This is a genomic window from Castellaniella daejeonensis (assembly GCF_039523555.1).
Classification (GTDB): domain Bacteria; phylum Pseudomonadota; class Gammaproteobacteria; order Burkholderiales; family Burkholderiaceae_B; genus Castellaniella; species Castellaniella daejeonensis.
Genome location: NZ_BAAAFN010000015.1, coordinates 314,762 through 340,332 on the forward strand (window position 1 = coordinate 314,762; position 25,571 = coordinate 340,332).

The following is a 25,571-nucleotide window of genomic DNA, read 5'->3' on the forward strand; positions in this document are numbered from 1 at the left end:
GATGAGTTCATCTTCTTCCGCCTCATGGGGCGCCCTGCTGCGGGGCCGCAATGGCTTGCGGTCCCTCGCCCTGGCCGGCGGCGTGGCCGTGCACGCGGTCAACGTCTTCATTGCCACCACCATTCTGCCCTCGGTCGTGCGCGACATCGGCGGCCTGCCCTGGTACGCCTGGAACACCACGCTGTTCGTGGCGGCATCGATCATGGGGTCTTCATGCGCCCCGCTGGGCATCCGCTGGTACGGTCTGCGGCGCGCATTCCTGCTGGCCCTGTTCGTGTTCGCGGGCGGAACCGTGGCCTGCGGGCTGGCGCCCAGCATGCCATGGCTGCTGTTCGGCCGGGTGGGCCAGGGCCTGGGCGGCGGCATGCTGCTCAGCCTGAGCTACGCCACCGTGCCCCTGGTGTTTCATCAAAGCCTGTGGTCGCGCGCCATGGCGCTGATTTCCGGCATGTGGGGGGTGGCCACCCTGTCGGGGCCGGCCATCGGCGGCCTGTTCGCCGAAGCCGGGCTCTGGCGCTGGGCGTTCTGGGCCGTCCTGCCGGTGTGCGTGTTGCTGGGTGCGCTGCTGGTGACCCAGCTGGACGCGGTGGGCCGTGACCGCAGCGCGCGGCTGGATGCGCCCCTGTTCCGCATGGGCCTGCTGGTCGCTTCCGTGCTGGTGGTGTCGGCGGCCAGTCTCCATCCGTCCTGGATCGCCCAGCTCGCGGGCGTGGCAGGCGGCCTGCTGCTGGTGTTCTGGCTGGCGCGCATGGATGGCCGCGCGCGCCAGCGCTTCCTGCCCGCAGGGGCCTGGTCGCTGGCGCATCCCCTGGGCCGCCGCTACGCCATGATCGGCCTGATGAGCATCGGCGTGACGACGGAAGTCTTCGTGCCTTATTTCCTGCAGGTCCTGCATGGGCAGTCGCCGCTGCATGCGGGCTATCTGTCGGCGCTCATGTCGGCCGGGTGGACGCTGGGCACCCTGGCCAGTTCCGGCCGCGGGCCCGCCGGCGTCGGGCGCTTGCTGGCGCTGGGGCCGGTCCTGTCGGCGGCGTCGCTTGCCGGGCTGTATGTGTACATGCCCGATCCCGGTGCGCCGACGGAGCTGCTGGCCGCATTGCTGCTGGGGGTGGGCGTGGGCGTGGGCCTGTGCTGGCCGCACCTGCTGACCGGCGTGTTCAGGGCCGCGCCGGCGGACCAGCAGAACATCGCTTCGGCGGCGATCACGACCCTGCAGCTGTACGCCATGGCATTGGGCGCCAGCGTGGCGGGCATGGCCGCCAACGCCGCGGGCTTCACCGACCCGGGCGGCTGGCAGGGTACCCGCCAGGCCGCCTGGGCGGTCTATGGGGTGTTCGTCTTCGCGCCTGCCCTGGCGACCAGCCTGGGATGGCGGGCGCGCCGCGACGGCGTCTAGGCGTTTACTTCAGCAGGTGGAACGTCTCGGGATCCGGACCGAGGCGTCCGTCGGCGCGGTCCATGGCGGCGATCCTGGCCATGGCGTCGTCGTCCAGGTGCAGGTTCCACAGATTGAAGTTTTCCTGGATCCGTTCCGGGGTCGAGGATTTCGGGATCACCATGTGACCCATCTGGATGTGCCAGCGCAGGATCACCTGCGCCGGGCTGGCCTGCAGCCGGTGGGCCAGTTCCAGGATTGCCGGATCCCGCAGCGCCTGGCCCTGCCCCAGCGGGCTCCAGGCCTCGGTGAGGATGTCGTGGTCCCGGTGGTAGGCGCGCAGTTCGGCCTGCTGGAAATGCGGGTGCAGTTCGATCTGGTTGACCACCGGCAGCACACCGGTGCCGTCCAGCAGCCGCTGCAGGTGGCCGGGCTGGAAGTTGCAGACACCGATCGACCGGGCGCGGCCTTCGTCGCGCAGCTGGATCAGGGCTTCCCAGGTGTCCAGATAGCGCTTTTCCTTGGGAACCGGCCAGTGGATCAGGAACAGGTCGACGTAGTCCAGCCCCAGCCGGTCGAGGCTTTCCTGGAATGCGGCCTTGGTACTATCGTGGCCATGCCGGTCGTTCCAGACCTTGGTGGCCACGAACAGTTCCTCGCGGGGAACGCCGCATCGGGCGATGCCGAGGCCGACTTCGGCCTCGTTGCCGTAGATGGCGGCGGTATCGATGGAACGGTAGCCGGCCTCGACGGCAGCCTGGATCGCCGGGACGACGGCGTCGCCGGTCAGTTTCCAGGTGCCCAGGCCCAGTTGGGGCGCTCGACGGCCATCATGAAACGTGAGATAGGGTTGATTGGTGGACATTCGGGTCTCCAGTGTGGGCAGCGCACGGCTGGCCGGCAAATGGCTTGCCGGCAATGAACGAATCTTTGGAGTCAGTCAAATGAGTGTACATAGTCAGGCGCAGCGCGTCACGGTGCCCCAGCTCGTCGCTTCCAAGGGCGAACGCAAGATCGCGGCGCTGACCGCCTACATCGCGCCGATCGCCCGCCTGCTGGACGAGGCCGTGGACATGCTGCTGGTGGGCGATTCCACGGCCATGGTGGGCTATGCGCTGCCCGACACGCTGTCGATCACGGTCGAGACGATGGCCGCCCATACCGCCGCCGTGGTCAGGGCCACCCGGCATGCCTGCGTGATCGCCGACATGCCGTTCGGCAGCTACCAGCAGTCTCCCGCCCAGGCATTCGCCAATGCCGCGACCCTGCTGGCGTCCGGCGGCGCCTCCGGCGTCAAGCTCGAGGGCGGCCAGGCCCTGGCCGACACCACCCGGTTCCTGGTGGAGCGCGGCATTCCGGTGCTGGCGCATGTGGGCCTCATGCCCCAGTACGTCAACACCATGGGCGGCTTCAAGGCCCAGGGCATGACCGAGGCCGCCGCCCGCCGCATCCTGGACGATGCCCGCGCGCACGCCGAGGCCGGGGCGTTCGGCGTGGTGCTGGAAGGCATCAGCGAGCCCCTGGCGCGCGAGATCACGGCGGCGCTGCCGATTCCCACCATCGGCATCGGAGCCTCGCCCGCCTGCGATGGCCAGATCCTGGTGACCGAGGACATCCTGGGTCTCAGCGGCGACAGGATCCCGAAATTCGCCCGGCGTTTCGCCGACGCGGGACAGGTGATACGCCAGGCGGCGCAGGACTATGCCCAATCCGTGCGGGAAGAGACCTTTCCTACGCTTGCTCATTGTTTTGGTGTACGGCCAAAGTAGTAATATTCATATAATTTTCATTTCTAGATATTTCGCCCGAGCCGCCGCCACTGGCTGATCCGGGCGGTTTCTGGCCGCCGAGCCGCTACAAGACAGCAGACGTCTCATCGGGCATGTGCGCATTCGAAGCGCGGCACGGGGCTCTTTTAGGGTGCGGCCAGGGACGGTCCGCATCGAACGCCATGGAAATACGCCAACTCGAGGCCCTGAACGCCATCGTGACCAGCGGCAGCGTCACTGCGGCCGGCCGCATGCTGGGCCGTTCGCAGCCCGTCGTGAGCCGCCAGATCAGCGATCTGGAGGCCGAGCTGGGTTTCCTGCTGTTCACCCGCACCCGGCCCACCATCACGCTGACCGAACAGGGCGCCGAGTTCTACCAGGAAGTGCGCGGCATTCTGGCCGAGCTGCATCAGCTGGAATCGCGAGTCCAGGGCATGCGCAACGGCCAGGTCCGCCCGCTGCGGGTGCTGGCCGCCGTCGATCTCGCCCGCGGCCTGCTGCCCGAAGCCCTGGCCAGGATGGACCGCTTCAGCCCCGTGTTCCGCGAAAAACTCATCATCGAGGAAGTCGTCCACGAAGTGCCCGCCAGCGCGCTGGCCGAAGGCCGGGCGGATTTCGCGCTCATCAACCTGCCGATCGATGCCGGTGCCTTGCGGGTGCACTGGTGCGGCCAGGCGCCCTGCCTGCTGGCAATGCCCGCGGCCCATCCGCTCGCGGCGCGCGAAACGGTCCGGCTCGAAGACGTGCGCAACACCGACGTCATCACGCTGCTCAACCGCTATCGCATGCGTTATCACCTGACCAGCAGTCTGGTGCAGGCGACGGCAGGCGGGGCCAGGCGCCACATCGAAGTCGGCAGCCAGCAGACAGCCCTGTCTCTGGTGCGGCTCGGCCTGGGCGTGGCGCTGATCGATCCGTTCTCGATCCGGGGCGTCCATCTCGATGGAATCGTCCTGCGGCCCATCCAGACCGACATCGCCTACATGATCGGTGCCGTTTCCCAGGCAACGCACGAGCTGTCCGAAGGCGCCCAGCGCCTGGTCCAGGGGCTGCATCTGCACGTCCAGAGCTGCATTCCGCATTATGTCGACACGGATCCCAGCGGCCTGCGCCCCAGGGCATCCCGCAAGGCCGAGGTCCTGCGTTCGGCCTGAGCCGCTGCGGCGTGCCGGCATCGCGGGCGCCCGGGGTCGGGACGGCTCGCGCGGATGCCGATCCGCGCTTGTGCGATGATGTCGGGTCTTCATGCAGCATAGGGTGGCATCGTGATCCCGCTTTCTCCGGAAATCCTGGCGTTGCTGGCGCTGGCCTTCCTGGTCGGCGCAGTGGCCGGTGCCTGGCCCGCGCGCCGGCGCCTGCTGGAGCAGGCCGCCGAAGCTGCCCGCCAGGCCGAGCGCGCCGACCGGCTGCAGGAACGGATCGGACAGCTCGAGCAGGATGTGTCCGCCCGGGCCGGCATGGCGGAGGATTGGCGGTCCCGGGCCCAGGACGCCCAGCTGGATCTGGCCAGGCTGCAGGCGGCCTACCAGGAAAAGCACGCTGCGCTCGACGAGCTGAAGCAGGCCTTCGAGCAGTCGCGCGCGGCGCTGAAGACGGAATTCCAGCAGCTGGCCGGCCAGGTCCTGGAAGAAAAAAGCCACGGCCTCGCTCGTACCAGCCAGGATTCGCTCGATGGCCTGCTGCGGCCATTCCGTGAGCAGATCGAAGGCTTCCAGCGGCGCATCAATGAAATCCACGATGCGTCGGTGCAGGGCCAGGCCCGGCTGGATGCGGAAATCCGCCGTGTCCTGGACGTGGGGCTGAAGATGAGCGACGAGGCCCAATCCCTGGCCAGGGCACTGAAGGGCGACAAGAAAACCACCGGCAACTGGGGCGAGGTCCTGCTGGAACGCAGCCTGCAGCTGGCGGGCCTGATCGCGGGCGACCACTACCAGGCCCAGGCACCGTTCCGCGACGAGGCCGGCAACCGGCGTCAGCCGGATTTCGTCGTGCGCCTGCCGGACGGCAAGCACCTGATCATCGACAGCAAGGTTTCTCTGGTGGACTACGACCGGGCCGTGTCCGCCGACACGCCCGAGGCGCGCGAAGCCGCGCTGGCCGCGCATGCGCGCGCCGTGCGCAATCACATCGACGACCTGGCCCGCAAGGACTACAGCAGCCTGATCGGCATGAAGAGCCCCGGTTTCGTGCTAATGTACATGCCGGTCGAACCGGCCTACATCGAGGCCATGCATCATGACCGGGAACTGTTCGATCACGGCTATCGCCGCAATATCGTTCTGGTGTCCCATACCACGCTGATGCCGGTGCTCCGCACGGTGGCAACCCTGTGGATGCTGGCGCGCAGCAACGAACAGGCCCGCGCGCTGAGCGAACAGGCCGGCGGGCTGTACCGGCAGGTCGAAGTGGTGGCCGATCGCCTGCAGAAGCTGGGCCACGCGCTGGGGAATGCGGCCACGCACTACAACAGCACGGTCACGGCCGTGGCCGGGCAGCGGGGCCTGTACGGCAAGGCCGGCCGTTTTGCCGAGCTGTCTGCCAAGGCCGGCCGGCCGTTGCCGCCGCTGGAGCCCCTGCACGCGGATTTCGAAGTCCAGCGACTGGATCTTGCGGTGCCCGGGGCAGGCCCAGGCGTGCCCGCCCCTGAATCGGACGCTGCGGCGGCGCAGGACCCGGCCGCCCCGTTCTCTCCAACGGAGTCAGAGACATGACGCTTGAACTGGATGCGCGAACCGCTGCAGGGATCCTTCGTGGGCTGCGTGCCTCGTCCGGGATGCGGCGGCTGCCGCGTGCCGCGGCGCTTTTCGTTTTCTCCATCGCACTGTGGGCCTGGGCGGGGCCGGGTGCTGCCGCTCCGGCGCCCGGTTCGCAGGCAGTGGCCGAGGCCGCCGCGCAGAACGGCCGGCGCGTGGACGACACGCCTCGCATGGCGATCCTGTCGGCCTTCGCTCCCGAGCTGGAACTGCTGCGCGCCCGCCTGCGGGAATCGCAAGTCCATGTCGTCCAGGGGGTCGAGTTCACCACCGGGCAGCTTGAAGGCCAGCCCGTCGTGCTGGCGCTCAGCGGCATCAGCATGGTCAACGCCGCCATGAACACCCAGCTGCTGTTCGACCGCTTCCATGTCACCCACCTGATTTTCAGCGGCATCGCGGGTGGCGTGAATCCCGACCTGAACATCGGTGATGTCAGCGTGCCCGAGCGCTGGGGGCAATACCTGGAAGTGGTCATGATGCGGGAAACCGCACCGGGGCAGTACCGCGCGCCGGCTTCCAAGGGCGCCTTCGAGTTTCCGCCCTATGGCATGATGCAGCCGCGCGCGGTGCGCGTGCAGCCTGCCGATGGCGCCGGAATCCAGGAAAAATTCTGGTTCGAGGCCGATGCGCGCATGCTGGCCGTGGCGCGCGGCATCCAGTCCGTGCCCCTGCGCGCCTGCGACCGCGACGACCGTTGCCTGGACAGGCGCCCTCGACTGGTGGTCGGCGGCAACGGCGTGTCCGGCCAGGCTTTCGTGGACAATGCCGATTTTCGCCGCTACGCCTTTCGTACCTTCCAGGCCAACGTGCTGGACATGGAAAGCGCGGCCTGCGCCCAGGTGGCCTGGCGCGCGGGCGTGCCCTTCATTGCCTTCCGGTCGCTCAGCGACCTGGCCGGCGGCGGGCCGGGCGAGAATGAAATGAATGCCTTCCTGCACATCGCGGCGGACAATGCCGCGCAGGTGCTGCTGGCGTTTCTGCGCGCCTGGCCGGGCTGATCATGGATGTGCCGATGCCGTGCCGCCATCGGCGATGGCGGCACGGCATCATGGCGGCCGGGGAGCCCCTGGCTCGGAGGCTCCTCAGTGGAACAGGGCGCTGGCCTTGAGCAGGGTTTCCCAGATGCCCACGGCCAGCGGGATGCCGACGTAGAGCCAGAACAGGACGATCAGGGCAGGCGAGGGAGTGCGTGTCGTCGTGGCGGTCATGTGAGTCTCCTTCCTATTTCTGAGGGGCCAGGCTGGCGGCCATCGGGGCGGTATCGGTGTCGGCCGCCATGTGGTGGTGTGAGGCGACCGGACGGACCAGCAGGTTGCAGATGAAGCCCACGACCAGCAGTCCTGCCATCAGGTACATCGTGACGGTGTAGGACTGGCCCGGCGGAACGCCGTGGTCGACCTGGTACTGGCGGATGTAGTTCACCAGCACGGGTCCCAGCACGCCGGCGGCCGCCCAGGCCGTCAGGATGCGGCCGTGGATGCCGCCCACGTAGCGGGTGCCGAACAGGTCGGCCAGGTAGGCCGGGATGGTCGAGAAACCGCCGCCGTACATCGAGATGATGATCGCGTAGAACAGCACGAACAGGGCGACGTTGCCCGAGGCCCCCATGCCGGGCACCAGGAAGTACAGCACCGCGCCCAGGACGAAGAAGATCCCGTAGGTGGTCTTGCGCCCCAGGTAGTCCGATGTGCTGGACCAGAAGAAGCGCCCCAGCATGTTGGCCAGCGACAGCAGGCCGACGAAGCCGGCTGCCGCGGCCGGCGTGATGGCGCCGCGGAAGCTTTCCTGGATCATCACCGAGGCCTGGCCCAGCACGCCGATGCCCGCCGTCACGTTCAGGGTCAGCGCCCACCACAGCAGCCAGAACTGCGGGGTCTTCAGGGCCTGGTCGATATGGACGTGGTTGCGCGAGATCATGGCCTTCTGCGTGACCGGCGGCGTCCAGCCTTCGGGCTTCCAGTCGGGCGCCGGGATGCGGATGGCGCAGGCGCCGATCATCATGGAAATGAAGTACAGCACGCCCATGACCAGGAAGGTCGGGGCCACACCCATCGATTCGGGCGTGCGGAAATGCTCCATCAGCGCCACCGACATCGGCGAGGCGATGAAGGCGCCACCACCGAAGCCCATGATCGCCATCCCGGTGGCCATGCCGCGCTTGTCCGGGAACCACTTGATCAGGGTCGAGACGGGCGAGACGTAGCCGATGCCCAGGCCGATCCCGCCAAGGACGCCATAGCCCAGGTACAGCAGCCAGAGCTGGTGGGTGGAGACGCCGATCGAGGACACGATGAAGCCGCCGCCGAAGCAGCAGGCCGCCACGAACATGGCCTTGCGCGGGCCGACTTCCTCGAGCCATTTGCCGGCGAAGGCGGCGGACAGGCCGAGGAAGAGGATGGCGAGGCTGAAGATCCAGCCCAGGGCAGGCAGGCCCCAGTCGTCCGGCGCAGGCTGCTGGATGCCGATGAGCTTGGTCATCGGGCCGTTGAACACTGAAAAGGCATAGGCCTGCCCGATGCACAGGTGGACCGCCAGGGCGGCGGGCGGGATCATCCAGCGGTTGAAGCCGGGGGGCGCGGTGATGCGTTCCTTGCTGAAAAATCCGTTTTGATTTGCTTCCGTACTCATGGGTCTCCTCCTGGGTCGAATGCCCGGTATGTCTGCGTGTGTGCTGCCGAGGTCGGAAAGAAGGCCGGGGGGCCTGTGGGGTGTCAGGCCGGGCTGGCGCCCTGCCTGGGATAAAGGCGATCGCGGTGCTGCGCGATGGCTTCCATGCAGATGGGCGACAGGGCCGTGTCGCCCCACTGGCCATCCGGATGCGTGCCGAGGTAGTCCAGCAGGGCGCGCCGCATGCGCGGATCCCAGAACCGCCGGATATGGTCGGCGATGCCGTTGATGCCGGCGGCCCGGTCGGGCATGGCTTCGAAGAAATGGCCGATGCGGTTGGCCAGGCGGATCAGGTGTTCGATATTGGTCACGTGCGGCTCTCCAGGTCCAGGTAATCGGGCCGGCTGTAGACCGTGCAGCGGCCGTCGCGCGCGAAGCCGGCCAGCATCATGGGTGCTTCGCGTGCCAGCCGCACGGCCAGGGTGGTGGGCGCGGAGACGGCCACCAGGGCACGGATGCCGGCGGCCTGGGTCTTCTGCACCATCTCGAAGCTGGCCCGGCTGGAAATCACCGCGAATCCCGCGCCCGGGTCCACCGTTTCGCGCAGCAGGCGGCCGATGAGCTTGTCCAGCGCGTTGTGCCGCCCGACGTCTTCGTAGGTCCAGGCCAGGCGCCCGTCGGGTTCGGCCCAGGCGGCTGCGTGGGTGGCGCCGGTCAGGTTGTGCAGCGGCTGACGCCGGCGCAACTGGTTCAGCGCGGATTCCACGGCCCCGATCGCCCAGGGCCGCTGCGGCTCGGCCAGGGGCGGCAGGTCGCGGCGGATCTGCGCCAGGCTCTGTACGCCGCACAGGCCGCAGCTGGTGCTGCCCGCCAGGGTGCGCCGGCGCAGCTTCAGGGCGTGCAGCCGGGCGTTGACGATCCGCATGCGGACCACCAGGCCGTCGGGCGTCGTATCGACATCCATGTCCAGCACATCGGCCGGGGATCGGATGATGCCTTCGGTGTAGGAAAAGCCCAGTGCCAGCTCGTGGAGATGCAGCGGCGAGGCCAGCAGGGCGGCGTGCGCGATGCCGTTGTATTCCAGGGCGACCGCCTGCTCGCAGGCGATGGCGTCCTGCGCCGCCGTCGCCTGGCGGCCGCCGACGCGCAGGATGTCGTCCATCGCCAGGCCGGCGGACGGATCGGGCAGGTCGGACAAGGGATCGAAATCGGCAGGATGCATGCGATCTCCTCAGGCGCTGGCGGGCGCGGCTTGCGGCACGCGGGCATCCAGGAGTTCATCCTGGCGCTGGTCGTGCGCCGCCCAGTCCCGCTGCCAGGCCGACGGCGTGGCGACCTTGCGCACCTGGACCGCGGTCACCTTGTATTCGGGGCAGTCCGTGGCCCAGTCGGTGTTGTCGGTGGTGAGGACGTTCGAGCCGCATTCGGGGAAGTGGAAGGTGGTGTACACCACGCCGGGCTGGATCCGGTCGGTGACGGTGGCGCGCAGCACGGTTTCCCCCGCCCGGCTCTCGATGGCGACCCGGTCGCCCTCGACGATGCCCCGGTCCTCGGCGTCGTGGGGGTGGATTTCCAGGACGTCCTCGCTGTGCCAGGCGTTGTTGGCAGTGCGCCGGGTCTGCACCCCGGCGTTGTATTGCGACAGGATCCGGCCCGTGGTCATCAGCAGCGGGAAGCGGCGGGTGGACCGCTCCTCGGTGGGGACGTATTGCGTGATCATGAACCGCCCCTTGCCGCGCACGAATTCGCCCACATGCATGATGGGCGTGCCTTCGGGGGCCGCGTCGTTGCAGGGCCATTGGATGCTGCCGCCCAGGGCGGCGATGCGGCCGAAGGAGACGCCGGAGAAGGTCGGCGTCAGCCGGGCGATCTCGTCCAGGATCTCGCCCGGATGGGCGTAGTGCATGGGGTAGCCCATTGCGTTCGACAGCGCGCAGGTGACTTCCCAGTCGGCCAGGCCGGCCTTGGGCGCCATCACCTGGCGCACCCGCGAGATGCGGCGTTCGGCGTTGGTGAAGGTGCCGTCCTTTTCCAGGAAGGACGAACCCGGCAGGAAGACATGCGCGTATTTGGCGGTTTCGTTCAGGAACATGTCCTGGACGATCACGCATTCCATGGCTTCCAGGGCCGCCACCACGTGGCGGGTGTTGGGGTCGGACTGGGCGATGTCCTCGCCCTGGCAGTACAGGCCCTTGAACGTGCCGCTGTGGGCCGCATCGAACATATTGGGCAGCCGCAGGCCCGGCTCGGCCTGCAGCGCGACGCCCCAGGCCCGCTCGAATTCCGCGCGCACCTTGTCGTCGGAAACATGGCGGTAGCCGGGGAATTCATGCGGGAACGAGCCCATGTCGCAGGAGCCCTGGACGTTGTTCTGGCCGCGCAGGGGATTGATCCCCACACCTTCGCGGCCGATGTTGCCGGTGGCCATGGCCAGGTTGGCGATGCACATGATGGCCGTGGAACCCTGGCTGTGCTCGGTGACGCCCAGGCCGTAGTAGATCGCGGCGTTGCCGCCGGTGGCGTACAGGCGGGCGGCGCCGCGCAGGTCGGCCGCCGGCACGCCGGTGATGGATTCCGTGGCCTCGGGAGCGTGTTCCGGGCGGCTGATGAACTGCATCCATTCGTCGAAGGCGCGATCCTCGCAGCGGGCGCGGACGAATTCGCGGTTCACCAGGCCTTCGGTGACGATGACGTGGGCCATGGCGTTGAGCACGGCGACGTTGGTGCCGGGACGCACCGGCAGGTGGTAATCGGCCTTCACATGCGGCCCGTCGACCAGTTCGATGCGGCGCGGGTCGATCACGATCAGGCGGGCGCCCTGGCGCAGCCGGCGCTTCAGGCGCGAGGCGAACACCGGGTGGGCGGCGCTGGGGTTGGCGCCCAGAACCACCGCCACGTCGACGTGCATCACCGAGTCGAATGTCTGGGTACCGGCCGATTCCCCGATGGTGGTCTTCAGGCCGTAGCCGGTGGGCGAATGGCAGACCCGGCCGCACGTGTCCACATTGTTGTTGCCCATCGCGGCGCGCACCAGCTTCTGGACGAGGTAGGTTTCCTCGTTGGTGCAGCGCGACGAGGTGATGCCGCCGATCGAATCCACGCCGTATTTGCCCTGGATCCGCCGCAGCTCGGAAGCGGCGTGGCCAATGGCCTCTTCCCATGAGACTTCCCGCCAGGGGTCGGTGATCTTCGCGCGGATCATGGGCCTGGTCAGCCGGTCGGCGTGGGTGGCGTAGCCCCAGGCGAACCGGCCCTTGACGCAGGAATGGCCGCGGTTGGCCTTGCCGTCCTTCCAGGGCGTCATGCGGATGACGCGGTCGCCCTTCAACTCGGCCTTGAAGCCGCAGCCCACGCCGCAATAGGCGCAGGTGGTGATGACCGCGTGATCCGCCTGGCCCTGGTCGATGACCGTGTTCTCGATCAGGGCCGAGGTCGGGCAGGCCTGGACGCAGGCGCCGCAGGATACGCAGTCGCTTTCCAGGAATCCATCGTCCTGGCCGGCGATGATGCGCGAATCGAAGCCGCGTGCCTGGACGGTCAGGGCATAGGTGCCCTGGACTTCGTCGCAGGCCCGTACGCAACGGCTGCAGACGATGCACTTGGACGGGTCGTAGGTGAAGTAGGGATTGGATGCGTCGGTGGCGTCATTCAGGTGGTTGGCGCCATCGAAGCCATAGCGCACGTTCCGCAGGCCCACCACGCCGGCCATGTCCTGCAGCTCGCAGTCGCCGTTGGCCGGACAGGTGAGGCAGTCCAGCGGGTGGTCGGAGATGTAGAGCTCCATGACATTGCGCCGCAGCTTGTGCAGTTTTCCGGTTTCCGTGCGGACCACCATGCCTTCTTCGACGGGCGTGGTGCAGGACGCGGGATGGCCCCGGCGGCCTTCGATTTCCACCAGGCACAGGCGGCAGGAACCGAAGGCTTCCAGATTGTCCGAGGCGCAGAGCTTCGGGATCTGGATCCCTGTCTCGGCAGCCGCGCGCATGATCGACGTGCCTGCCGGGACGGTGACGGTCTGGCCGTCGATGGTCAGGGTGACGGTTTCGGTGGACGGGGACTCGGGCGTGCCCAGGTCGCGGTCGCGTTTCAGGACGGTTTCCAGCATGGCGGGCTCCTAGGCGGTCAGGGGGACGGAGGCCGGGGACAGGCCGAAGTCTTCGGGGAAGTGGCGCAGCGCGGACAGCACCGGGTAGGGCGTCATGCCGCCCAGTGCGCACAGGGAGCCGGCCATCATGGTGTCGCACAGTTCCTGCAGGAGCTCGGCCCGTGCATCCCGGTCCCCGCCCTCGCGGATCGCGCGGATCACTTCGGTGCCGCGCACCGAGCCGATGCGGCAGGGCGTGCATTTGCCGCAGGACTCGATGGCGCAGAATTCCATGGCGTATTCGGCCAGGGCGGCCATGTCGGCCGTGTCGTCGAAGGCCACCACGCCGCCATGGCCCAGCATGGCGGAGATTTCCAGGAAGGCCTCGTAGTCCAGCGGCGTGTCCCACTGGGATTCGGGCAGGTAGGCGCCCAGCGGGCCGCCCACCTGGACCGCCCGCAAGGGCCGTCCCGAGGCGCTGCCGCCGCCGAAGTCGAACAGCAGTTCGCGCAGCGTCAGGCCGAAGGCCTTTTCGACCAGGCCGCCGCAGCGGATGTTGCCGGCCAGCTGGAAGGGCAGGGTGCCCCGCGAACGCCCCATGCCGAAGTCGCGGTAGGCCTGCGCGCCTCGGGCCAGGATGAAGGGCACCGTGGCCAGCGAGATCACGTTGTTGATCACGGTGGGGCAGCCGAACAGGCCGCGTACGGCGGGCAACGGCGGCTTGGCGCGCACCAGACCCCGCCGGCCTTCCAGGCTTTCGAGCAGCGAAGTCTCCTCGCCGCAGATGTAGGCGCCGGCGCCGCGCCGCAGCTCGATGTCGAAGGCGCGGCCCGAACCCTGGATATCGTCGCCCAGCCAGCCGGCCGTGCGCGCGGCCTGCAGCGCGCCGGCCAGGATCCGTTCGGCCTGGGGATATTCGGAGCGGATGTAGATGTAGCCCCGCGTGGCCCCCACGGCCAGGCCCGCGATCGCCATGCCTTCGATGAGCGCACAGGGGTCGCCTTCCATCAGCATGCGGTCGGAGAACGTGCCCGAATCGCCTTCGTCGGCGTTGCAGACGATGTATTTCTGCGCCGACGGAGTCTGCAGCACGGTGCGCCACTTGATGCCGGTGGGGAAGGCGGCGCCGCCGCGGCCGCGCAGGCCGGATTCGACGATGGCGTCGACAATGGCCTCGGAGGGCATGTCCAGCGCCTTCCGCAGTCCGGCGAAGCCATCGCGGGCCTCGTAGTCGGGAATGCTCAGGGGATCGATCAGGCCGACCCGGGCGAAGGTCAGGCGCTCCTGGTTCTTCAGGTAGGGGATTTCGTCGGTCGGACCGTGGTACAGGGGGTGGGCGGTGCGGCCGTCGGGCGCGCCATCCGTGCCGATCGCGTCCAGGATGGACGGGACGTCCGCCGGGGCGACGGGGCCATAGGCGACTCGCCCCGCGGGCGTCGCGATCTCGACCAGGGGTTCGAGCCAGAGCAGGCCGCGCGAGCCGTTGCGCACGATGCGCAGGCTCAGGCCGCGGCGCGCGGCTTCCGTGCGGAACGCGTCGGCCACCGCGTCGGCCCCCATGGCCAGCGCGGCGGTGTCCTGCGGGACGTAGAGGATGCGTTCCATGGTCAGGCCTCCTGCGCCGATGCCAGCAGGGCGTCCAGTTTCTCGGGGGTGACGCGTGCGTGGGGACGGCCGTCGATCATGACGGCCGGGGATTGGGCGCACAGGCCGAGGCAGTACACCGGCGCCAGCGAGACCTCGCCGGCGCCCCCGGCCGCGATACGCGCCCGTGCGTGTTCGTACAGGGCGTTGCCGCCACAGGCCTGACAGGATTCGGCGCGGCAGACCTCGAGATGCGTGCGCGCGGGTGCGGCGGTGCGGAAGTGGCCGTAGAAACTGATCACGCCATGGACTTCGGCGCGGGACCGCTGCAGGGCGGCGGCAATCTGCGGTACGGCCTGCTCGGGGATCCAGCCCAGGGCGTCCTGCACGTCGTGCAGGATCGGCAGCAGGGCGCCGGGGCGGCCGGCATGCCGGGCCAGGATATCCCGCACCAGGGGGTCGACGTCATGCGGGGCTGCTTCGGCATCGGACCGGAAGGTGTCCATGGCTTCGTCTCCGGGCGCATGGTCGGCTGGCATGCGCTTTAATAGGTTTATTTGTGCATATATAGATCAGTGCCGTTGATTTACTCTACTATTGAAAATAATTTGATTTCAATAAGATAATAAAAACATATTTAGATCGAGGTCATTTTTTATATGCAATCAAATTCATATTAATAAGACTTTCAGGAGGAGAAATGGCGGTTTATCGGTTCAAGCCACGGCTGCATTCCGAATGGATTCTGGAAAAGCAATCCGGGGAAATGCTGCCCATGGGAGATGTGCTGCGGCTGCTGGCCGCCGTTGATGAACACGGTCATATTTCCGGTGCCTGCCAGGCGCGCGGAATGTCCTACCGGCATGCCTGGGGCATCCTGCGCAAGGCCGAATCGGAATTCCAGGCGCCGCTGATCGAAACGTCCAGGCGGCGCGGCTCGCGCCTGACCAGTTTTGCGCAGCACCTGCTGTGGGCAAACCGGCGGATCGATGCGCGCCTGGCCCCGACGTTCGAGAGCCTGGCGTCCGAACTGCAGGAAGAACTGCAGCGCCTGTATTCCGAGGAAATGTCCGTGCTGCGCCTGCATGCAAGCCACGGCTTTGCCGTCGAAGGCCTGATGCGCCTGGCCAATGGCCAGGACCTGCTGCCGCTGGAACTGCGCTACCGTACCGGGATCGAGGCGCTGGCCTCGCTGGATCGGGGCGAATGCGACCTGGCCGGATTCCAGGTGCCGGTCGCGGAATACCAGAAGCCGATCCTGCAGCATTACCGTCGCTGGCTGGATCCGGACCGCATGCTGCTGCTGCACCTGGCGGAGCGCAATACGGGGCTGTTCGTGCAGCCCGGCAATCCGAAGCGCATCCAGTCGATCAGCGACCTGGTGCGCCCGGACGTGCGCTTCGTGAACCGGCAGATCGGCTCCAGCACGCGCTTCCTGGTGCACCTGATGCTCGAGCGCCTGGGCATCGATTCAAAGGACGTCACCGGCTTCGACAGCGGGGAATTCACGCATATGGCCATTGCCGCCCACATCGCCAGCGGCATGGCCGACGTCGGCATCGGGGTCGAGACCGCCGCCTGGCGGTGCGGGCTGGAATTCATTCCCCTGACGCGGGAACGCTATTTCTTCGGCATCAACAAGGAACTGGTCGGCACACAGTCGCTGCAGCGGCTGCTGGACCTGATGAACGGGGACGATTACCAGGCCTATGTGCGGGACCTGGTGGGTTACGACTGCAGTCTGATGGGACACGTCCAGACCCTGGAACAGGCCTTCGGGCCGGAGTTCGCCGACAGGCATTGAGGCGCGGCGGCCAGGCCGCAACGGCGCCGCGCAGGACCGGCGCCGGCTGGCGGGACACTGGTCAGTGCAGCGCGAAATCCACGCGCGTGGCGGGGCCGCCGTCCTCGATCCCGTCGGCGTTGGGCTTGGGGGCCACGATGAAGACCCGGTCGGCCAGCTCGGGCGCGGATGCCGTGATCTGCTCGTAGACGGCCTGGGCGCGGGCTTCTGCAAGCCCGTTCAGGGGCTGCTTGCCCAGCGGGGCGGCGGCGAGCAGCAGGGCATTCATCTGTTCGGGAGGCAGCGACTTCGCGATGCCGATGGCATTGCGCGGCTTGTTCTTGATCCGGGTGTCGCCGTAGACCTCCTTCAGGTACTTGGCGCGGTCCGCGTCGCTCAGCTCGGTGCTTCCGGTGGCCTGCCTGCCGCGCCCGCCGGCTGCCCTGGCCTTGGCGGCCCGGATCCTTTCATCGATCCAGGCCTGGCGCAGGCCCGTTTCGTCGGATTGGGGGTCGGCGCGTCCGACGATGTCCATTTTCAGCGATGGGCGGTCGGCCAGTGCCTTGACCAGGGTGGCGATGTTCGACTTCGCCGCGTCGTCGAGCACGGCGCTGCCGGGCGCGAAATCGACGTGGGACAGGTCTTCGCCGCCGCCGAAGGCGGAGGCCAGCAGCTTGAAGGGCGCGGTCACCGCCTTGGCGATCGTATTGACGATCACCTGCACGATGATGCCCCCCACCGAGAATTCAGGATCGTCCAGCGAGCCCGCGATCGGCAGGTTGACGTCGATGTTGCCGCTGGAGTCCTTCAGCAGCGCAACGGCCAGCAGCACCGGCAGCTTGAGCGCGTCGGGGCTGCCGGAGGGCTTGCCGAAGGTGAGCTGGTTGAGCAGCACCTTGTTGCTGGCCTGCAGGGCCCGGTCCTTGATCTGGTAGTGCAGGTCGACCGACAGCTTGCCGCGTTCGATGGCGTAGCCGACGTACTTGGACGAATACGTGGTGAAACGGGGCAGGTCCACGCCCTTGGCCGAGGCCTTCAGATCCAGCGCCAGGTAGCGCGCGAACGGCTGTACCGTGCCCGAGACGGAAAGCGGCGCGGTGCCGTAGACACGGCCGGTGACGTTGACCCTGGCCGGCGCGGGCCGGGTCGAGGATACGGCAGTGAGCGTGCCCGCGATCGCGGACAGCTCGGCGCGGTAGTTGGGACGCACGAAGTGGTCGTTGAACGTCATGCGGCCGCGCTTGAGGGTGATGCTGCGGATCGAGATGTCGGGCAGGGCGCCGGCGGATTGCGCCGCGGTTCGCTTCGTTCCTGCCTGCGCCGGGTCGGTCGCGCGCTTGCGCCGGGTCTGTGTATCCTGGGTGATGGAGCCCGCGGCCGTGCCCTCGTCCACCAGGATGTCCAGCACGTTCAGGCGCGCATTGCTGTTGAGCAGGATGTTGCCGTAGAAGTCGTCCAGCAGGATGTTGCCCAGATCCAGGCTGAGCTTCGGTCCCGCCACCCCGATGTGCATGTCGTCCAGCCCCAGGTGCTTCCAGTTCAGGAACGGGGCCTTGTTGACGCGGTCCTGGAGATCCAGGCCGTCGACCCTGACCGCGCCGCGCCAGTCCGCCCGCAGGGCCTGCTTGCCTTGCGGGGCGGCAAAGCTGGCCTTGCCGCGCGCGCCCAGGTCCATGCCGCGCACCGTGGCATTCAGGCTGGACGCCACGTAGGGCGCCAGCGAAGCGGCGTCGAAATGCGCCAGATCGACCGAGGTGTCGATGGCAAGCGGCTGCGTGGTCAGCGAACCGTCGAGCGCCAGCGTGCCGCGCTTCTGGATGCCGTCGGCCCGCAGGGTGAATCGCGCCGGCTCGGCGTCCAGGGCCAGCCGGTCGGCCGTCAGCGCCAGGGATTCCAGGGACAGGTCCACGCCGGGCTTCACGGATTCGTCGCGCGCCGCGAATTGCCGCAGGCCGAGCTTGATGTCGCGGCCCTGGACCTTGCCGTCGGCGGCGTCGATCATGCCTTCCAGGCTCAGGCGGCCGTCTTTCAGCGCGATCGGTGCGTAATGGCGCACGGCCGCCGCGAAGGGCGCCAGCGCCAGGTTGTCCAGGGCGACCTGCGCGTGCACGGCCAGAGGCTGCAGCACGATCGGCGCCTGGGCCCGCAGCGTGCCGCCGTCCAGGCTGTTGTCCATGCTCAGCCGGGCCTGCATGGGTTGGTCCGGGGTCGGTGGCCAGGCGATCTGGTCGACCTCGGCGCTCAGGCCGTCGATGGGGTAGTCCAGGCCGCTCGGCTCGTCGCGCAGGAGCACGGCGCCGGCTTCGAGCCGGAAGGCGCCCAGGGTGATCTGCCAGGTGTTCCGGGACGGCTCAGGAGCAGCCTGTGGAGGTGCGGCTTGCGCCTGGGCGCCTTCGCCCGCCGGCGCCTGATCGGTTGGTGCCTGATCGGCCTGGGCCTTGCCGGTCGAGGCCTGACCGGCGGCTTCGGATGACGCTGCCGGGACGCCGGGGTGCCGGTCGCCGGAGGCGTCTTCTCCCAGTCTGGCGAAGCCGGTGGCCACGCGTTGCCAGTTCAACTGCGTGGCATCGCGATGCGCCTCGACCCTGGGTTTCGCCAGGGTGATCGTCTCGATGGAAACTGTGCGTGCGCCCAGGTCCAGCGCCAGCCCTTCGGCGCGAAGATCGTCCCAGGCGAGCAGGGGGGCGCCCGACGTCTCGGCGACATCCAGCTGGCGCAGGCCCAGGCTGCCATGCACGCGGATGCGCGGGGCGGCATCCCGCGGTTGTTCGAACCGCACTTGCAGCCTGGAGTCCAGCAGCGCGCTCTTGACTGCGATGGGCAGGGGCAGCGGCCAGAAGTCCGCCCACTTGTCGAGCGCCACGCCGTCCAGCGCGACGTTCAGCGTGGATGTCGGCACTGTTTCGAAAGGCCGCGCGGTGCCGTCCAGGTCGAGGGGGCTGCCGTTGATGCGCAGATGCACCGCGGGTTGCACGTCGATGTCGGTGGCGTAGCCGAAGGAAGAAAGAAAGGGAATGCCCAGCGTGATCTCGTCGATCGTCTGCTTGCGGCCTGTGACCTGGTCGTCCAGGCTGACGCTGCCGCCGGTCAGCGACAGGTTGTTCAGGGAAAAGCGTGGCGGGCCAGAATCGGCCGGGCCGGGTTCCTCGGGCTGCCCGGCCGCCCTGGCGGCCAGCCGGTCGACGATGTCGGAGAAATTGAATCGGTCAATGTCCTGGCGCACCAGTGCGATCCGTGGCCGGTCGATGCGCAGCCGATCGACCACCGGCGCGAACACCGCGATGGAGCGCCATGCCACGCGCAGGTCGATCTCGCCGATCTGAAGCAGCGGTTCGGACTGGGGCTGCTCGATGACGAGATCCCGCGCGCGCAGCGCCAGTGTGAAGGGGTTGAACCGGATTTCGCCTACCTGCACCGGGCGGCCCAGCAGTTCGGAGACGTCCTGCGTGAGCGCGCTGCGTACGGCCTTGGGCACGAGCCAGGCGGCCAATGCGGCCAGCACCAGCAGCGCCAGGGCGATGCCCGCCAGGATCTTGATCGTGCGCCGGCTGGGTTTCAGGGCTGGCATCCGCATCTGCATTGCATGCGCTCCGACTGATTTTGTTTTTATGCGCCATGCCGGCCCGCGGGCATCGATGCCGTGCCGCTCATGGTTCGCAGTCAATTATCCATGCCGGATTCCGGCGCGTCCATCGGGAAGCGCCGGACTTTGCATTTTTTTGCGCTGCCTGGCCGTGTGGGGCCTATCCGATCACGAACCGGCCTTTCATGCCGGCTTCGTAGTGCCCGGGGATCGTGCATGCGAAGTCGAGGGCGCCCGCCTGCGGAAACGTCCAGGTCAGCTCTCCGCTGCCGCCCGGATCCAGCGTGAGGGCGTTGGCTTCATGGTGGGCCGGCATATCGGGGTGTGCGCGCATTTCCGTGGCGTGCGCCAGAATCTCGTCCATTTTTCCCAGGACGATTTCATGGGGCAGCCGGCCCGCATTGTGAATCCGCAGCCGCACGGTCTCGCCCGGCCGTACCGCGATCTGGTCGGGATGAAAGCGCATGGTGTCGTCCATGGTGATCTCGATCACGCGGGCGGATTGTGCCTGCATTGCGTTCATGTCGTGCGGGGCGTCGCCATGGGCGTGCGCCGAGGCGGCAGCCAGAAGCAAAGCCGGAAAGAGGGCAAACGGCCGGATGCGCATGGGGGGCTCCTTGTGCTGGATCGGCCTGAAAGCTTAAACCTTGTCACCGTGGCAAGTGCAAGAGGCCTTGCCGGAAGCGCAGGCATCGATGTGCGCCGCCCGGCCCGTTGGCGGAATCCCGCGAAAACCGTGTTGCACTTGTCCCGGCGCAGAACATTCAAGCTTAAAATTCAAGGATCGGCCGATGCCGAAAACGGCGATCAGACGGTGGAGGATCCATGGATGCATCGCTTGCGACGCCCTCGGGCCCGCGGCCGGGGCTGGTCCGGTGGCATTATCTCTGGTACGTCGCGGGGGCGCTCGCCGTTCTGGTGGCGGCGGTACTGGCCGGCAATCTCTGGCTGCTCGACTGGGTGCACGTCATGAGCGGCGTGCTGTGGACCGGCATCGACCTGTTCATGGGGTTCGTCATCGGTCCGATCATCCGCAGCGTGTCGATTCCCGTGCGCAGGGAAATCATCGTCAGGCTGACCCCGGTCACCCTGTTCCTCATGCCGACGCTTTCCATCCTGACGAGCACGGCGGGCTGGTTCCTTGCGGTGCGGATGGGCTACGTGCAGCTGCCGTGGCCGCAGTTCGGCTGGATTGCCGCCGCGCTGGTGCTGGTGACGCTGATGACGATCCAGGGCCTGGGTTATCTGCTGCCGACCAGCGTGCGCGTATGCCTGGAACTGCAGAAACCCGAGCCCGACGGTCCGAAGATCGGGCGCATGATGAGCCGGTTCTATTACGTGGTGGCCAGCCAGGGCCTCATGCAGGTCGCCATCATCGTGGTCATGGCGAAGCTGGCCACCGGCGTGTGATCCTGGCCGCATATCACGGCAGTGCCTGGGCCTGCGGGGGCTGCACCGCGGCGAACGGGCTCAGGGCGAACCAGGCGTCGAAGGTGCGTGCGAGCTGCCTGCTGCCCGTCAGGGCCAGGCGGCCCGCCGTACGTGCCCGCGCGATGCTGGTGTGGCCCAGCCAGATCTCGGTCAGCGTGCGCAGGTCTGCGCGGACATAAAGGTCCACCTCGTAGCCGGGATCGAAGGTGCACAGGTCGGCTTCCTGCCCCTGCTCGGCGATCAGCCAGTAGCAGCGTTCCCGGGCGGGGCGTTCGGGAAAGATGAACTGTATCGTGCTGCGCCGCTCCGGCATCGACGACACATCGATGCGGCGGCGCACATCCCACATCAGCAGGTCGGCATCGAGATGATGCAGCGAAGCCTCGGCGGCGACCCAGCGCTGCCCCCACACCCCCATTGTTTCCACGATGGGGCGCAGTTCCCTGCCGGCGGCCGTCAGATGGTATTCGCAAACGCCGGCTTCCGCGGATACGGGGCTCCGGACCAGGATGCCGGCGGTCTCCAGCTCGCGCAATCGCTTGGCGAGCAGGGCGGTCGACATGCGCGGCAGGCCACGCCGGAGCGCATTGAAGCGGGCCGACCCCGACAATAGTTCGCGCAACAGCAGCAGGGTCCACCGGCGGCACAGGACTTCCGCCGCCATGGCGACCGGACAGAACTGCTGGTAGCTGTCTCGTGTCATGTTCGCCTCCGTGCTCGGTGGCCACGACCAGGCCAGTGTACTGCGCAGCAGCCCAGGCTGCGGTTCAGAAATTGAACTAGTGCCGCGCGTCCGGCGGGTCCATGATGGGAACCGGCGAGGAAGAGGATCACGGCGGGATTCGGCGGCGGATGCCCCGGTCGAGCCATCTTCAGGCAGGAGGATGCCATGTCCACTGAAACTCTCGTCCCGGACTACCAGTCCGTCAAGCAGCGCCAGCATGCCGTATGGGCTTCGGGCGACTATGCGGTGATCGGCAGCACGTTGCAGATCGTTGGCGAAGAACTTTGCGAGGCGGTCGAGCTGCGCGCCGGCAGCCGGGTGCTCGACGTGGCGGCCGGCAATGGGAATGCCACCCTGGCGGCGGCGCGCCGTTTTGCGCGGGTCACTTCCACGGACTATGTGCCTGCGCTGCTCGCGCGTGGCAAGGAGCGGGCCGATGCGGAGCGCCTTGCCGTATCGTTTCGCGAGGCCGATGCCGAAGCGCTGCCGTTCGACGACGGCAGCTACGATGTGGCGCTTTCCACCTTTGGCGTCATGTTCGCCCCGGATCAGCAGCGGGCGGCCGCGGAGTTGGCGCGCGTTGTCGTGCCCGGAGGACGCATCGGCCTGGCGAACTGGACGCCCGAGGGCTTCATCGGCCAGTTGCTGGGGCTGGTCGGCCGCTATGCCCCGCCGCCTGCGCCCGGCCTGCGCCCGCCCACCCGATGGGGCTCCGAGGCCGTGCTGCGGGATCTGTTTCCAGGGCATTCCCTGGAGATCAGGCCGAAATCCTTCGTGTTCCGCTACCGGTCTCCCGAGCACTGGCTGGAGGTCTTCGAGCGTTGCTACGGTCCGACGCACAAGATATTTGCCGCGCTCGAACCCGATCGGCGGGATGCGCTGGCCCGGGACATCCTGGACCTGCTGCGCCGCCATGACCGCGGGGGCGGCGGCTCGCTGGTCGTGCCGGGGGAATACCTGGAAGTCGTGATCACCACGAAAGCGGCGTGAGCCCGGCTGGCCGGCAAAGAATTCCCCATGCTCAGCCGGGGTTTGGCCCGGGCGATTTCCCTATAATTTCCCGATGAATCGGAACAGACAATGGGTCCATCAGATCCGTACCTGGGCACAAGAGCTGGGCTTCTCCGGCATCGGAGTCTCGGGGGTGGACCTGTCTTCGGCCGAGCCGCAGCTGCTGCAATGGCTCGCCAAGGGCTATCACGGCGATCTGCACTACATGGAACGCCATGGCCTCAAGCGCGCCCGGCCAGCCGAGCTGGTGCCCGGCACGGTGAGCGTGATCACCGCGCGCATGCCCTATTTGCCGCGCGATACCGCGCCCGATTGGCAAATCCGCGAACGCGCCCGGCTGGCCGATCCCGGCGAAGGCGTCGTGTCGCTCTATGCCCGGGGGCGCGACTACCACAAGGTGGTGCGCGGCCGGCTGCAAAAACTGTGCGACCGCATCGAGACGCTGATCGGCCCATTCGGCTACCGCGTCTTTTCCGATTCGGCGCCCGTGCTGGAAAAGGAACTGGCCAGCCGCAGCGGCCTGGGCTGGCGCGGCAAGCATTCCATGGTGCTCTCGCGCGATGCGGGGTCGATGTTCTTCCTGGGCGAAATCTTCGTGGACTTCGAACTGGAGCCGACCGATCCGGTGGGCGCGCATTGCGGCACCTGTACCGCCTGCATCGATGTCTGTCCCACGGGCGCCATCGTCGCGCCCGGCGTGGTCGATGCGCGCCGCTGCATTTCCTATCTCACCATCGAGAACCACGGCCCCATCCCCGAGGAACTGCGCCCGCTGATGGGCAACCACATCTACGGCTGCGACGACTGCCAGACGATCTGCCCCTGGAACAAGTACGCGCAGACCACCGAACTGCCCGATTTCGACGCGCGCGAGCCGCTGGTCGGCCACCGGCTCGTCGAGCTGTTCGCCTGGGATGAGGCAACATTCCTCAAGCGCACCGAAGGCGGGCCGATCCGGCGCATCGACCACGAGCGCTGGCTGCGCAATATCGCCGTGGCGCTGGGTAACGCGCTGCGCGAGGCCGATGCGGAGCAAGCCCGGGAACTGCGTGCCGCCTTGCTCAGCCGTGCAGGCCATGAAAGCGCCATGGTGCGCGAACATGTGGCGTGGGCGCTGGCACAGCGCCCGGAAGGCTGATCGGCCGCCGTGCCGCGAGGCCGGGCGCGGGCGGCGGCATGGCCCGCGATCAGGTGTTTGCAGGTCGCGCCGGGGCGGCTGCAATGGTGGGCGCGGCTTCGCGCCACATGCCCGGCTGCAGGTCCCCGATGCGCCAGGGCCCGATGCGGGTGCGCACCAGGCGCAGGGTCGGCAGTCCCACGGCAGCCGTCATGCGTCGCACCTGGCGGTTGCGGCCTTCGCGGATGGTGATCTCCAGCCATGCGGTCGGGATGTTCTTGCGGAAGCGCACGGGCGGGTCGCGCGGCCAGAGCCTTGGTTCCGCCAGCAGGCTGACCCGGGCTGGAAGCGTGGGGCCGTCCTTCAGGTCCACACCGGCGCGCAGGCGCTGCAGCTGGGCGTCGGCCGGCTGTCCTTCGACCTGCACCCAATAGGTTTTCTCCATCTTGTGCCTGGGGTCGGCGATCTGCGCCTGCAGGCGGCCATCGTTGGTCAGCAGGAGCAGCCCTTCGCTGTCGCGGTCCAGGCGCCCGGCCGGGTAGACGCCGGGCACGTCGACGAAGTCCTTCAGCGTGGCGCGCCCCTGGTCGTCGCTGAACTGGGTCAGCACGCCGAACGGCTTGTTGAGCAGGAGCAGGCGGGGCTGGCCGGGCGGCGCCTTGGTGGCCCGGCGGATCCTGCCGGGCCGGGGCGTTCGATTGCCATGGTTCATGCGTTGCGCTCCGGGTCGTTGACGGGCAGTGTGCCGCACACCCGGCGTACCAGCTGCCGCAGCCAGCGGTGTGCCGGCTCCGCTTCCTGGCGAGGGTGCCACATCTGCGAAATCGTGATGTGCTGTGCCGGTACGGGCAGCTCGAAGGATTGGAATGCCATGCCTTTCCCGGCTGCATCCTGGGCAGGCAGGTAGGATGAGGGCAGCAGTGCGATCAGATCCGATGCCATGGCCACGGCCAATGCCGCGGGGAACCCGGGCACGACGCTGACGACCCGGCGGGCCAGGCCCATTCCGGCCAGGGCATCGTCGACCGGTCCGCGGGACAGCCCCCGGCGCGAGGCCACCACGTGCCCGTAGGCGGCATACCGTTCGGCGGTGACGGCCGGTCCGGACAGCAGGGGATGGCCGGCCCGGACCACGCCAACGAAATGATCGCGAAACAGCGCCTGGAGGCGGATCTCCGGACCCATGTTTTCCACGACCCCGATCTCCAGGTCGACCAGGCCTTCGCGCAGATAGCGGGAGTCCTTCTCGATCTTGGGTGCGAAATGCAGGCTGACGCGCGGCGCTTCGTCGGCCGCGGCCGCGATCAGCCTGGGGGCGAAGATCTCGACGAACCCCTCGTTGGCCCGTATGGCAAAGACGCGATCCAGGGCGGATGGATGCAGTTCGGATGCTGCGGGCGACAGCAGGGCCCGGATTTCGAGCATGGCATTGCGCGTTCGTTCGCGGATCGCCTGCGCGTGCGGTGTTGGCACCATATGGCGCCCCGCCCGCACGAGCAGGGGATCGCCGGTCGTTGCGCGCAGCCGGCCCAGCGTGCGGCTCATGGCCGAGGTGCTCAGGCCGGTTCGCCGCGCCGCACCAGCCACGCTGCCTTCGGCCAGCAGGGCATCGAGCGCCGCGAGCAGGTTGAAATCGGGTTCTGACATGGGAGCAGGCCTGGGACGGTGGGTCGGGCGGAAGGGGAGACGCGTATGACATGCAGCGTACCATGCAATATATAACTGCGAATGGTGCGTCTTCCGCCTGATC

Annotated in this window: 22 protein-coding genes; 9 read left to right on the forward strand and 13 right to left on the reverse strand. The window is 67.9% G+C overall.

Going from position 1 to position 25,571, the window contains the following annotated elements:
• Position 1 precedes the first annotated feature (1 nt).
• Positions 2-1,396: an MFS transporter gene (locus ABD022_RS11185; protein WP_343821355.1), complete on the forward strand. Its 1,395-nt coding sequence runs from the start codon at positions 2-4 to the stop codon at positions 1,394-1,396.
• 4 nt (positions 1,397-1,400) lie between these two features.
• On the opposite strand, the gene ABD022_RS11190 is transcribed toward ABD022_RS11185, so the two are convergent.
• Positions 1,401-2,240 carry an aldo/keto reductase gene (locus ABD022_RS11190; protein ID WP_325124411.1) on the reverse strand — a complete coding sequence of 280 codons (840 nt, stop codon included), beginning with the start codon at positions 2,238-2,240 and terminating at the stop codon, positions 1,401-1,403.
• Between the two features lie 79 nt (positions 2,241-2,319).
• Here ABD022_RS11190 and panB point away from each other — a divergent pair, with 79 nt between their 5' ends.
• The 4 genes from panB (at position 2,320) to ABD022_RS11210 (ending at position 6,895) form a co-directional block, all read left to right on the forward strand.
• Positions 2,320-3,144, forward strand: a complete 825-nt coding sequence (gene panB / locus ABD022_RS11195) for a 3-methyl-2-oxobutanoate hydroxymethyltransferase (protein WP_325124410.1) — start codon at positions 2,320-2,322, stop codon at positions 3,142-3,144.
• A gap of 182 nt (positions 3,145-3,326) precedes the next feature.
• Positions 3,327-4,298 (forward strand): LysR family transcriptional regulator, encoded by a 972-nt coding sequence (locus tag ABD022_RS11200; RefSeq protein ID WP_325124409.1) that lies wholly within the window; start codon positions 3,327-3,329, stop codon positions 4,296-4,298.
• Positions 4,299-4,409: 111 nt separating this feature from the next.
• Complete coding sequence (locus ABD022_RS11205; RefSeq protein ID WP_325124408.1) at positions 4,410-5,855, forward strand: DNA recombination protein RmuC; 1,446 nt, start codon at positions 4,410-4,412, stop codon at positions 5,853-5,855.
• Entirely contained in the window at positions 5,852-6,895 is a 1,044-nt protein-coding gene (locus ABD022_RS11210) for a 5'-methylthioadenosine/S-adenosylhomocysteine nucleosidase (protein WP_325124407.1), read from the forward strand. Before ABD022_RS11205 ends, ABD022_RS11210 begins: the two co-directional genes overlap by 4 nt.
• An 84-nt stretch (positions 6,896-6,979) precedes the next feature.
• Here the strand turns inward: ABD022_RS11210 and ABD022_RS11215 are convergent, their stop codons facing one another.
• The 7 genes from ABD022_RS11215 to ABD022_RS11245 all read right to left on the reverse strand — a co-directional run bounded on the left by ABD022_RS11215 (position 6,980) and on the right by ABD022_RS11245 (position 14,678).
• Positions 6,980-7,105, reverse strand: a complete 126-nt coding sequence (locus ABD022_RS11215; protein WP_325124406.1) for an MFS transporter small subunit — start codon at positions 7,103-7,105, stop codon at positions 6,980-6,982.
• A gap of 13 nt (positions 7,106-7,118) precedes the next feature.
• Positions 7,119-8,525 carry an L-lactate MFS transporter gene (locus tag ABD022_RS11220; RefSeq protein WP_325124405.1) on the reverse strand — a complete coding sequence of 469 codons (1,407 nt, stop codon included), beginning with the start codon at positions 8,523-8,525 and terminating at the stop codon, positions 7,119-7,121.
• A gap of 83 nt (positions 8,526-8,608) precedes the next feature.
• Entirely contained in the window at positions 8,609-8,875 is a 267-nt protein-coding gene (locus tag ABD022_RS11225) for a formate dehydrogenase subunit delta (RefSeq protein ID WP_325124404.1), read from the reverse strand.
• On the reverse strand, positions 8,872-9,726 hold the full coding sequence (fdhD, locus tag ABD022_RS11230) for a formate dehydrogenase accessory sulfurtransferase FdhD (protein WP_343821358.1): 855 nt from the start codon (positions 9,724-9,726) through the stop codon (positions 8,872-8,874). The genes ABD022_RS11225 and fdhD overlap by 4 nt, the downstream gene beginning before the upstream one ends.
• A gap of 9 nt (positions 9,727-9,735) precedes the next feature.
• Positions 9,736-12,609 (reverse strand): formate dehydrogenase subunit alpha, encoded by a 2,874-nt coding sequence (gene fdhF / locus ABD022_RS11235; RefSeq protein WP_343821360.1) that lies wholly within the window; start codon positions 12,607-12,609, stop codon positions 9,736-9,738.
• A gap of 9 nt (positions 12,610-12,618) precedes the next feature.
• On the reverse strand, positions 12,619-14,193 hold the full coding sequence (locus ABD022_RS11240; RefSeq protein ID WP_325124401.1) for a formate dehydrogenase beta subunit: 1,575 nt from the start codon (positions 14,191-14,193) through the stop codon (positions 12,619-12,621).
• Positions 14,194-14,195: 2 nt separating this feature from the next.
• A complete protein-coding gene (locus ABD022_RS11245; protein WP_325124400.1) occupies positions 14,196-14,678 on the reverse strand; it encodes an NAD(P)H-dependent oxidoreductase subunit E in 483 nt (160 codons plus the stop codon).
• 194 nt (positions 14,679-14,872) lie between these two features.
• Between ABD022_RS11245 and ABD022_RS11250 the strand changes: the two genes are divergently transcribed.
• On the forward strand, positions 14,873-15,976 hold the full coding sequence (locus ABD022_RS11250) for a substrate-binding domain-containing protein (protein WP_325124399.1): 1,104 nt from the start codon (positions 14,873-14,875) through the stop codon (positions 15,974-15,976).
• A 61-nt stretch (positions 15,977-16,037) separates the two neighbouring features.
• On the opposite strand, the gene ABD022_RS11255 is transcribed toward ABD022_RS11250, so the two are convergent.
• Entirely contained in the window at positions 16,038-19,523 is a 3,486-nt protein-coding gene (locus ABD022_RS11255; RefSeq protein WP_425545223.1) for a DUF748 domain-containing protein, read from the reverse strand.
• 175 nt (positions 19,524-19,698) lie between these two features.
• A complete protein-coding gene (locus ABD022_RS11260) occupies positions 19,699-20,145 on the reverse strand; it encodes a cupredoxin domain-containing protein (protein ID WP_325124397.1) in 447 nt (148 codons plus the stop codon).
• A gap of 218 nt (positions 20,146-20,363) precedes the next feature.
• Between ABD022_RS11260 and ABD022_RS11265 the strand changes: the two genes are divergently transcribed.
• Positions 20,364-20,948, forward strand: a complete 585-nt coding sequence (locus tag ABD022_RS11265) for a hypothetical protein (protein ID WP_325124396.1) — start codon at positions 20,364-20,366, stop codon at positions 20,946-20,948.
• A gap of 13 nt (positions 20,949-20,961) precedes the next feature.
• Here the strand turns inward: ABD022_RS11265 and ABD022_RS11270 are convergent, their stop codons facing one another.
• The gene (locus ABD022_RS11270; RefSeq protein WP_343821365.1) at positions 20,962-21,672 is read right to left on the reverse strand and encodes a winged helix-turn-helix transcriptional regulator; all 711 of its coding nucleotides are present in this window, start codon (positions 21,670-21,672) and stop codon (positions 20,962-20,964) included.
• A gap of 186 nt (positions 21,673-21,858) precedes the next feature.
• Here ABD022_RS11270 and ABD022_RS11275 point away from each other — a divergent pair, with 186 nt between their 5' ends.
• A complete protein-coding gene (locus ABD022_RS11275) occupies positions 21,859-22,683 on the forward strand; it encodes a class I SAM-dependent methyltransferase (RefSeq protein ID WP_343821367.1) in 825 nt (274 codons plus the stop codon).
• A gap of 73 nt (positions 22,684-22,756) precedes the next feature.
• Positions 22,757-23,842, forward strand: a complete 1,086-nt coding sequence (gene queG / locus ABD022_RS11280; protein ID WP_343821369.1) for a tRNA epoxyqueuosine(34) reductase QueG — start codon at positions 22,757-22,759, stop codon at positions 23,840-23,842.
• A gap of 49 nt (positions 23,843-23,891) precedes the next feature.
• Here queG and ABD022_RS11285 read toward each other — a convergent pair whose 3' ends face one another.
• Together ABD022_RS11285 and ABD022_RS11290 are read right to left on the reverse strand one after the other, a co-directional pair.
• Positions 23,892-24,533 carry a pseudouridine synthase gene (locus tag ABD022_RS11285; RefSeq protein ID WP_325124392.1) on the reverse strand — a complete coding sequence of 214 codons (642 nt, stop codon included), beginning with the start codon at positions 24,531-24,533 and terminating at the stop codon, positions 23,892-23,894.
• A complete protein-coding gene (locus tag ABD022_RS11290; protein WP_325124391.1) occupies positions 24,530-25,468 on the reverse strand; it encodes a LysR family transcriptional regulator in 939 nt (312 codons plus the stop codon). Before ABD022_RS11290 ends, ABD022_RS11285 begins: the two co-directional genes overlap by 4 nt.
• Positions 25,469-25,571: the final 103 nt, after the last annotated feature.

Coding starts and splice junctions, on each gene's coding strand:
- ABD022_RS11210 (WP_325124407.1), top strand. CDS start 5,852: ATGACGCTTGAACTGGATGCGCGAACCGCTGCAGGGATCCTTCGTGGG.
- ABD022_RS11215 (WP_325124406.1), bottom strand. CDS start 7,105: ATGACCGCCACGACGACACGCACTCCCTCGCCTGCCCTGATCGTCCTG.
- fdhF (WP_343821360.1), bottom strand. CDS start 12,609: ATGCTGGAAACCGTCCTGAAACGCGACCGCGACCTGGGCACGCCCGAG.
- ABD022_RS11255 (WP_425545223.1), bottom strand. CDS start 19,523: ATGCCAGCCCTGAAACCCAGCCGGCGCACGATCAAGATCCTGGCGGGC.
- ABD022_RS11245 (WP_325124400.1), bottom strand. CDS start 14,678: ATGGACACCTTCCGGTCCGATGCCGAAGCAGCCCCGCATGACGTCGAC.
- ABD022_RS11185 (WP_343821355.1), top strand. CDS start 2: ATGAGTTCATCTTCTTCCGCCTCATGGGGCGCCCTGCTGCGGGGCCGC.
- ABD022_RS11275 (WP_343821367.1), top strand. CDS start 21,859: ATGTCCACTGAAACTCTCGTCCCGGACTACCAGTCCGTCAAGCAGCGC.
- ABD022_RS11290 (WP_325124391.1), bottom strand. CDS start 25,468: ATGTCAGAACCCGATTTCAACCTGCTCGCGGCGCTCGATGCCCTGCTG.
- ABD022_RS11285 (WP_325124392.1), bottom strand. CDS start 24,533: ATGAACCATGGCAATCGAACGCCCCGGCCCGGCAGGATCCGCCGGGCC.
- ABD022_RS11250 (WP_325124399.1), top strand. CDS start 14,873: ATGGCGGTTTATCGGTTCAAGCCACGGCTGCATTCCGAATGGATTCTG.
- panB (WP_325124410.1), top strand. CDS start 2,320: ATGAGTGTACATAGTCAGGCGCAGCGCGTCACGGTGCCCCAGCTCGTC.
- ABD022_RS11220 (WP_325124405.1), bottom strand. CDS start 8,525: ATGAGTACGGAAGCAAATCAAAACGGATTTTTCAGCAAGGAACGCATC.
- ABD022_RS11270 (WP_343821365.1), bottom strand. CDS start 21,672: ATGACACGAGACAGCTACCAGCAGTTCTGTCCGGTCGCCATGGCGGCG.
- queG (WP_343821369.1), top strand. CDS start 22,757: ATGAATCGGAACAGACAATGGGTCCATCAGATCCGTACCTGGGCACAA.
- ABD022_RS11260 (WP_325124397.1), bottom strand. CDS start 20,145: ATGCGCATCCGGCCGTTTGCCCTCTTTCCGGCTTTGCTTCTGGCTGCC.
- ABD022_RS11265 (WP_325124396.1), top strand. CDS start 20,364: ATGGATGCATCGCTTGCGACGCCCTCGGGCCCGCGGCCGGGGCTGGTC.
- ABD022_RS11190 (WP_325124411.1), bottom strand. CDS start 2,240: ATGTCCACCAATCAACCCTATCTCACGTTTCATGATGGCCGTCGAGCG.
- ABD022_RS11200 (WP_325124409.1), top strand. CDS start 3,327: ATGGAAATACGCCAACTCGAGGCCCTGAACGCCATCGTGACCAGCGGC.
- fdhD (WP_343821358.1), bottom strand. CDS start 9,726: ATGCATCCTGCCGATTTCGATCCCTTGTCCGACCTGCCCGATCCGTCC.
- ABD022_RS11240 (WP_325124401.1), bottom strand. CDS start 14,193: ATGGAACGCATCCTCTACGTCCCGCAGGACACCGCCGCGCTGGCCATG.